Source organism: Streptomyces sp. NPDC002623 (assembly GCF_053592635.1).
On the sequence record NZ_JBSFWB010000033.1, the window covers coordinates 84290 to 92798 of the forward strand.

Consider the following 8509-nt stretch of genomic DNA (forward strand, 5'->3'; position numbering starts at 1 on the left):
AACCCGACACCGAAAGAGGCCTCCGCACCGTGACCATCCAGCCCGGCCACCTCCCGCCGCCCACCGCCACCCAGGCCGGGCAGCCCCTCCTCAACCCTGCCGACCAGAGTCAGATCGACCGCATCGCCGACGCCTTCAATCAGGCCATCGATCAGGCCACGTCCGCCCCCACCGCCTACAAGGACCCAACCCCCGTGCCCGCAATCGGCACCGCGCCGCCCGTACCGCAGCCCGGACGACCCCCGATGAGCCAGCGCGCCGTCGACATCAACACCACCATGCTGTCCGCCGGCGTCACCTCCGTCCTCGTCAGCGGAGGCGTCAGTCTGGTCCTGTGGGCCTCCGGGCACGCCGACCCCACCGTGGTCGGCCTCATCGTCGCCATCCCTCCTGTCTGCGCGATTCCCATCGTGGCCATCGCCAGCGTCCTCAAGCGCGCCAAACAGGTCGTCCAATCAGCTCCCGCGGAACACCACCACCACCACTACAACGGCGCCCACGTCCACCAAGACCACCGCAGCACTCACACCGAGACCCGCGGCGTCTGGGCCAAGACCAACAACCGGCTGCCGCGCTGAGCACCGCAGGATTCGTCAAGCGGGGCCTTCGCGTGCGCGGGGGATACCCCCTCAGACACAGCCCGGAATGTGCGGCAGCATCAGAACTGCACGGCCCGGCCTGTTCCTTCAGGTAAGCGTCCCCGCGCCCGCCATAAAGGTTTCGTACCGGGCCGTGCACACCCTGCATATATGCACTCCCCGCGGGCAGCAGACCCCCGACGCTCGGGGACCCTCCCCCCGGCCTCCGAGCGATCCGGCCCCCGCAACGCCCCCACCCCCCTTGGGCAGGCGCTGCGGGGGCCCACCCCTGTCAGCCCCCGTAGTCGTCCGTATACGCCGGACCTGACGGCTCGTCCTCACACCCCTCATACCGATCCGGCGTCCCATGCTGAACCACCAGCCCGTACCCCTGCGGCAAGTTGCATCCCTTGTCCGCCCACTGCCCCGCCATCGCCGTCCACGCCACCAGCAGCACCAGCACGGCCACGATCTTCTGCGTACGGGTAGGACGCCAACCCCGCTTCTCCGACTCGCTCATGCCGCGCAGCATCCCCCCACACCCCAGGCAGGGGGAACGCTTCGGCCCAAATCGGCGATCATCTGTGACAAGGCGCGGGGCCTGACAAACACACACGAGCGGGAGCCCCACCGCCATGAGCGCCTCAAGAGCCCAACGAACCGAAGTGTCCGAACGCCGGCGGAAGCTGGCCCGCCTGCGCCGGCAGGGAGTCCGCTTCGACGACGACCGCATCCTTGACCTGGGATACGCCAGCGCCAACGCCGCCCGCCGCGACATGAACCGGGCCCTCACCCGAAACCGCGAAGCGGAAGCCCTCGAGGTTGCCACCTACCGGCAACAGGAGAACGAACGCCTCGACGAACTCCTCGAGGCAGCCTGGCCGCGCGCCACCGAACCGCAGCCCATCTTCGACAAGGAAGGCATCGTCGTCGGCAAAGCCATCGACATGCGGGCCGTCGACACCGTGCTGCGCCTCATGGACCGCCGCGCCAAGCTGAACGGCCTCGACATGCCCGTCCGCACCGAGATCTCCGGACCCGACGGCGGCGCCATCCCCTTCAGCAACGGCGAACTGTCAGAGCTGGAGGCCCTCATCGACATCTCCGGCCAGGAAGAAGCCGAAGCACCGGCCATCGACCCGGACGCGCACGAGGACGACGAGGACGGGGACGGGGACGTCGAAGAGGACGACGTTGACGACGACGAAGACGCGTGACCGCGAAGCGGAGCTGCTGAACCGCTACCGCTCCCTTCCCGCCGACCAGCGTCGTCGCGTCGCCCAGCGCGCCCGGCCGGAGACACGCATCAAGCTGGCCCGGATCGAGCGGTCCATCGCCATGGACCGCTCCCCGGGTTCCCTGGCCGCGGTCCTCACCGAGGGTCGGGAGAAGCAGGCCCCCCACCTGGACATGATCGACAGCGCGTTCCGGCGGATCGCTGCGGGGGAGCGGTTGCAGGTGATGCTGACCTGCCCTCCTCGGCACGGGAAATCGCAGCGTGCTTCCCGCTGGGGACCGCTCTGGTATCTACGCCGTCACCCCGAACACCGCGTCATGATCGCCTCATACGGGGCAGACCTGGCCGACGACCACGGCCGCTGGGTACGAGACCAACTCCGCGAGTACTCCAGCGTCCTCGGAGTCCGCCTGCACCCCGCCTCCCACGCCGCCAACCGATTCGACCTCGAGCAGGCCCGCGGGTCATCCGTACGCGGCGGCATGGTGACCGCCGGCGTCGGCGGCGGCCTCACCGGCAAAGGCTTCAACCTGGGCATCATCGACGACCCCTTCAAAGGACACGACGACGCCGCCAGCCCCGCACAACGCGAACGCGTGTGGGAGTGGTACCGGTCGGTGTTCTTCACCCGCCGGGCCCCGCGCGCATCGCTCATCCTGATCAACACACGCTGGCACGAAGACGACCTCTCCGGACGTCTCCTCCAGCACGAACCGCACCGCTGGCTACAGATCGACCTTCCCGCCCTCGCAGACCGCGAAGACGACCCCCTCCACCGCGCCATCGGCGAACCCCTCTGGCCAGACCAGTACGACGCCGCCGAGCTCGCCGACATCCGCGAGAGCGTCGGGGAACGCGTCTGGTACGCCCTCTACCAGCAAAAGCCCCGACCCCTGGAAGGCGGCGTGTGGAAGTGGGCGTGGATCACAGGCAACCGCATCAAGACCGAGGCGTGGCCCGGCATCACCCCCACCCGCGTCGTCGTCGCCGTCGACCACGCCGGCGGCGACACCCTGCGCAACGACGAAGTCGGCCTCGTCTGCGCATCACGCGACGCCGACAGCCACCTGTACGTCACCGACGACCGGTCCCGCTCCATGGGCGCCGACGCCTGGGGAGCCGAAGCCTGCCTCCTGGCCATCGAGCGGCAGGCCGACGCGATCGTGCTGGAGAAGAACTTTGGCGGCGACATGGCCAAGCAGATCGTCATCCAGGCATGGAACGAGCTGCGCCGTGAAGGCGCGACCAAGAACATGCTGATGCCCGCGATCATCGAGGTGCACGCCAAGCAGGGAAAACGGCTGCGCGCGGAGCCGATCGCGCAGCTGTATGCGCAGGGCCTGGTGCACCACGTAGGCGAGTTCACCGAGCTGGAAGGCCAGATGGTCACCTGGCTGCCCGGGATGGACAGCCCCGACCGCATGGACGCCGCCGTGCACGCCCTGACCGAGCTCGCCGACCCGGCGCAGGAAGGCATCGGCACCCAGCACTACAGCGACCAGCGGCTGCGCGGCCGCCGATAAGCCAGGGCAACACCCCGGCCCCACGCCCGTACCCTGATGATCAGGCGCGGGGCCTCGAACAGCGGAAGGAAAGCTGTGGGCCTGCGCGAAGTGGCGATCCACGCCTGGGGCTGGCTGCGATACAAGCCGGTCTACGCCGACGACCTCGGCATGCCCAACCGGCGCGCCTTCCCCGAAGCCGCTGCCATGTGGGTACCCGACGAGGACCGCAACCGGCTCGCCGCGTACAAGGTCCTTGCCGCCTACGACAACAACCAGGCCGCCGAACTCGCTGAAATCTCCGGCGACATCGGAGCCCGCGAGCGCCGCGAGTTCGGCGACCCGTCCGTCTTCGTCGACACCGCCATGGCGCACGTCCTGGGACGCGAACAGACCATCACCGTGCCCGGTGCCGAACACGACGGCGAGCAGCCCACCGGCGAGGAACAGATTGCCGCGCGCGTCCAGGAGATGCTGCGCGACTGGGCCGACTCCGAACAGTTCGGCATGCGCCTCCAGCAGTGCGAACGCAAGGCCGTCTCCCTTGGTGACGGCGTCTACCGCATGGCCTGGGACCCCGGCCGGCTGCGGCCCACCGTCCGCGTCCACGACCCCGGCTTCTACTTCCCCGTCATCGGCGAGGACGACGACGGCGGCGAGTACCCCACCCGGGTCCACTTCGCGTGGGAACTCCCCGACAACCCCCAGCGCGGACTGAAGAGCCGCATCCGCCGGATCACCTACGAACTGGACTGGATCCGTCCCGCCACCGGATCAGGAGTCGACGAGAACGGCCGCGCGGTCCGCGCCCCGCTCCCCGCCCCCGCCCCCGTCCCCGACGATCCCGCGGGGGCCGCCGAAGCCGACACGCCGCCGCCCCCGCTCACCCCGGGCGACCTGTACAACCCGGCCACCGGCGCCATCGCCCGCCAGTACGCGTGGAACGACGAACCCTCGTACGTCACCTGCTACCTGACCGACGCGACCTGGCTCCTGGAGGACATCAAGGGACCCGTCGACGTCGACTCCCTTCCCCTGTCGAAGGCCACCTTCGCCACGCGCGGCGACGGCGAAGTCCTCGACCACCTCGACCTCCTCCTGGACTTCGTTCCGGTCGTCCATCTCCCCAACACCGTCCCGCCGGCCGAAGAGCACTGGGGACAGTCCAGCCTCGGCAAGGTGTTGCAGATCTTCGACGAGCTGGCAGGAAGCGACACCGACTCCAGCAAAGCCTCCGCCACCACCGGCGCCCCGATCCTGGGCATCTCCGGCAAGGCCGTCAACGCCCAGCAGCGCTACGAAGTCGTCCCCGGCCTGGCCATGACCCTGGGAGAAGGCGGCCGCATCGACGCCGTCGACACCAGCGCCAACCTGGCAGAGCTCCGCAACCACGTCCACGACCTGCAAGACCGGGCCGCCAACAACGCCCGCCTGCCCGCCGTCACCCTCGGCACCATCGACCCCTCCAAGGTCCCCTCCGGATACGCCCTCCAGATCTCCCTGGGTCCGCTGGACGCCCTCGTGTCCTCCATGCGCCTGGCCCGGCACCACAAGTACATGCTGCTACTGAAGATGGTCCAGCGCCTGTACATCGCCGGCCAGCACCCCGACTGGACGGGAGTCACGGTCCAGCCCGCGCACCTGACGTTCGGCCCCTACACGCCGACCGACAAGCAGGCCGTCCTCGAGCAGGTTACCCTCGGCAAGGAGAAGGGCGTCCTGTCGCTGGAGACCTGCATCCAGATGCTGATGGAAGCCGGGTTCCCCATCGAGGACGCGCAGGAAGAGATCGAACGCATCCAGTCCCGCTCCTTCGCCGAGGCCCGCGACCTGGCCGACGCCCTCAACAACCCCGACGAGGTGGCCGGATTCCTCGGGCGCAAGGCCCCCGACCAGCCCGAAACACCGGCCGTTCAGCTTCCGCCGGCCGGCGACGACCTCGACGGCGAAGAGGACGACGAGGGGCGACAGGGGAGCGGGGGCAACACGTGACGAGATCTGTGCTCAACTTGGATCTAGGCGCGGGGCCTGGACAAGTCTTGGGAGGACTTGCACTCATGCGTCGCCCCGCGCAGCAGTACGGCCCGCTCGCCCGCAACGGCTGGGCCCACCCCTACCGCGGCATCCGCGGACTCGCCGTCTTCTACAACGACGGCGGCAACCCCACGCCGCCGGCCGCCGACCCGGCCGCCGATCCTCCCAAGCCCGGCCCGCCCGCCCAGCGCACCTTCACCCAGGCCGAAGTCGAAGCCCTCGCCGCCAAGGAGAAGGCCCAGGGCAAGAGGTCCGCGGCCAAGGAGTTCGCCGAGAAGCACGGCTTCTCCAGCATCGAGGACGCCGAGCAGTTCATCGCCACCGCCCGCCAGTCCCAGGAAGACGCCCTCTCCGAGCAGGAGAAGCGGGAGAAGGCCATCGCAGCCCGCGAATCCCAGGTCGAAGCCCGGGAGAAGGCCTCCGTGGCCCGCGAGCGGAACGCAAACCGGCGGTCCGTTCTCGTCGGTTTGGGCGCTACCGGCGACGACCTGGAGGACGCAGCCGCCCTGCTCCGGGTGGACGACGAAGCCGACGACCAGACGGTGGCTCAGGCAGCCGCCAAGCTGAAGGAACGCCGGCCCGAACTGTTCGGCGTCAAGCCCGCCGACCCTTCCCCCGCCCAGATCCCTCCGGCCCCCGGCGGAGCCCCGGCCGGCGGGCCGCCCGCCCGGCAGGCCCCCGCCGGCAAACCCGGCGACCGAGGCCGCGCCATGGCCGCATCGCGCGGCCACAAGACCGCCACCGCATAGACGTCCGGCCACCCAAAGGGGTGGACGGCTGGGACCACGCCCGCTCCTCGTGGACGCACCACCCCGGTGGTGTTGCAGGCACCTACACGCTTTGCCACCACAAGGAGCACAGGTCGTGAACGACTTCCAGCCTGTGACCGTCCTGAACGAGACCGCGAACGCAGGCCGACCCTGGCTCGCCTCGCTGGTCGGAGTCAACGACGGGAACGGAATTGTCCTGGATCTGACGAAGTTCGTCGAAGGGGTCCACTACGACAAGGGGACCCTTCTTCAGGGACGCAACGTCCTGAAGTCCGGTCTCCCCCTCGGCAAGATCACCGCGTCCGGGCTGTACGGCCCGTACTCCGGCCCGACCGCCGAGGTCCAGACGGTCACCATCACCGGCAGCCCGACCGGCGGAACGTACACGCTCACGTTCTCCGGCCAGACCACCGCTGGCATCCCGTACAACGCCACCGCCGCGCAGGTGAAGGCCGCTCTCGAGGCGCTGTCCAACATCGCGCCCGGCGACGTCACCGTGTCCGGCGGCCCGCACCCCGGCACCGTCGTATCCGTCACCTTCGCGGGCGCCTACCTGGGCGAGGACGTCGCCCAAATGACCGCCTCCGCCGCGTCCCTGACGGGCGGCAGCAGCCCCGCCGTCACGGTCGCCACCGGCACCGCCGGCGGCGCGGCAGGCGCATCCGACGGCACCCAGGTCCTGGCCGGATTCCTGCTCGAAGAGACCTTCTTCAGCCCCGGATCCACCAAGTGCGGCGGCGTCCTGCTGTGGCAGGCCGAGGTGTACGCCGAGAAGCTCCCCATCCCCTTCGACGCCGACGACGTGGCCTCCACCACCGCGTTCATCCACTGGCGCGACTAAGCACCCCAGGAGACCGTCACCATGGACCTCGACCTGCTCCTGCGGGAGCTCGACGCCGCAGAGATCAACGCGTTCGTCCGCGAACTGCCCACCCCCGCGGACTACCTCCTGACCCGCAGCGTGCTGCCCGAACGGAACATCAACAACATCAAGTTCCGCACCAGCAGCAGCAAGCGGCGCGTCAACGCCGCCAAGTTCCGCGTCTACGACGCCCCGACCGCGCTGGCCACCCGGCACGCCGAGCGGGTCGTCAACGAGGGCCTGCTGCCCCCGCTCGGACAGACCCTGCCCATCAGCGAGATGGAGACCATCCTCTTCAACATCTCGCACGGCCAGGACGCGGCCCAGTTCATCGAGAAGCTCTACGACGACGTGGAGCGGCACTTCGAGTCCATCAAGACCGCCCAGGAGATCGCCGCCGGAAAGCTCCTCGCTACCGGCGTCGTCGACCTCCCCGGCAACGGCCTGGACGTCGACTGGAACGTGCCCACGGCGAACATGCCGACCGCGACCGTGCCGTGGAACGACGCCAACGCCACCCCGCTCACCGACGAGCTGGCCTGGCTGGACTACCTGCGCAGCATCGGCGCACCGACCCCGGGGCAGGTCATCACCTCCCGCCGGGCACGCTCCTTCCTGGCCGGGAACCAGGAGTACCGGGCCGCGTACTACAACACGCCGATCGGCGCCACGACCCCGACGGCAATGCTGGCCCCCGACCAGGTCAACGTCGTCCGGGCCCGCTACAGCCTGCCGCCGATCGTCGAGTACGACGTCCAGGTCTACGACGACGAGGGCAACTACGTCCGCGTCATCCCCGACAACCTGTGGATCATGACGCCGGGGATCGCCGCCAGCCAGTGGGCCGAAACCCAGTACGGGCTGACCGCCGAAGGCATCCAGCTGTCCTCCGGATCGAACCCGGCGCTGACCGCCGAGCAGGCCCCCGGAATCGTCATCGTCACCAAGGTCGAAGACAACCCGGTGCAGGTCTACACCCGCGGCGCGGCGGTCGGCATGCCAGTTCTGTACGTGCCGGACATCCACATCACCGCGACCGTCCTGGAGGACTGATCGGCCATGGCCAAGCTGGCACGCGCGGTCCACGTGACCGACCCGCACAGCGGACACCACCTGGTCCTCCAGCCGGGCGAGGAACCCGCCGAGCACCTGGCCGCCCTCATCACCATGCCCAGCGCATGGGAAGACGGCCACGCGCCCGACGCAAACGCCCCGGAAGCCAAGGACGGCCACGGCGAACCCGGCGACGCCACCACCAAGGCCGACCCTCCGGCCAAGAAGACCGCCGCACGCAAGACCAGTGCGGCCGCCAAGCCGGCCCGGGGCCGGGACGCCGCTGCGGAGGGCACCAGCGGCGACTAGCGGCGTGCGGGCCCGCCCCTGTGGTGGGGGCGCCAACCGGCGGGCCCGCACCCGCACCCCCTCTACCGCCCCCAGGAGGGCCCCGTGGACACAGCCACCCAAGCCTGGCTCATTTCCCAGCTCGGCACCGCCACCGACCTGACCGACCTCGCCACCCGCTACGC

9 protein-coding genes are annotated in these 8509 nt (G+C 69.7%); 8 read left to right on the plus strand and 1 reads right to left on the minus strand.

What is annotated here, in order from left to right; translation table 11 throughout:
* Positions 1-29: 29 nt before the first annotated feature.
* Complete coding sequence (locus ACWD4O_RS39130; RefSeq protein WP_451287643.1) at positions 30-578, plus strand: hypothetical protein; 549 nt, start codon at positions 30-32, stop codon at positions 576-578.
* Positions 579-870: 292 nt separating this feature from the next.
* Here the strand turns inward: ACWD4O_RS39130 and ACWD4O_RS39135 are convergent, their stop codons facing one another.
* Positions 871-1098, minus strand: coding sequence for a hypothetical protein (locus ACWD4O_RS39135; protein WP_451287645.1), 228 nt, complete (start codon positions 1096-1098; stop codon positions 871-873).
* Positions 1099-1243: 145 nt separating this feature from the next.
* Between ACWD4O_RS39135 and ACWD4O_RS39140 the strand changes: the two genes are divergently transcribed.
* The 7 genes from ACWD4O_RS39140 (at position 1244) to ACWD4O_RS39170 (ending at position 8345) form a co-directional block, all read left to right on the plus strand.
* Positions 1244-1795, plus strand: coding sequence for a hypothetical protein (locus ACWD4O_RS39140; RefSeq protein WP_451287647.1), 552 nt, complete (start codon positions 1244-1246; stop codon positions 1793-1795).
* On the plus strand, positions 1773-3338 hold the full coding sequence (locus ACWD4O_RS39145) for a terminase large subunit domain-containing protein (RefSeq protein WP_451287649.1): 1566 nt from the start codon (positions 1773-1775) through the stop codon (positions 3336-3338). The genes ACWD4O_RS39140 and ACWD4O_RS39145 overlap by 23 nt, the downstream gene beginning before the upstream one ends.
* Before the next feature lie 75 nt (positions 3339-3413).
* Positions 3414-5309 carry a hypothetical protein gene (locus ACWD4O_RS39150; RefSeq protein ID WP_451287651.1) on the plus strand — a complete coding sequence of 632 codons (1896 nt, stop codon included), beginning with the start codon at positions 3414-3416 and terminating at the stop codon, positions 5307-5309.
* Positions 5310-5374: 65 nt separating this feature from the next.
* On the plus strand, positions 5375-6100 hold the full coding sequence (locus tag ACWD4O_RS39155) for a hypothetical protein (protein WP_451287653.1): 726 nt from the start codon (positions 5375-5377) through the stop codon (positions 6098-6100).
* 115 nt (positions 6101-6215) lie between these two features.
* Positions 6216-6962: a hypothetical protein gene (locus tag ACWD4O_RS39160; RefSeq protein ID WP_451287655.1), complete on the plus strand. Its 747-nt coding sequence runs from the start codon at positions 6216-6218 to the stop codon at positions 6960-6962.
* Between the two features lie 21 nt (positions 6963-6983).
* Positions 6984-8036: a major capsid protein gene (locus ACWD4O_RS39165; protein ID WP_451287657.1), complete on the plus strand. Its 1053-nt coding sequence runs from the start codon at positions 6984-6986 to the stop codon at positions 8034-8036.
* Between the two features lie 6 nt (positions 8037-8042).
* Positions 8043-8345 carry a hypothetical protein gene (locus ACWD4O_RS39170; protein WP_451287659.1) on the plus strand — a complete coding sequence of 101 codons (303 nt, stop codon included), beginning with the start codon at positions 8043-8045 and terminating at the stop codon, positions 8343-8345.
* Positions 8346-8509: the final 164 nt, after the last annotated feature.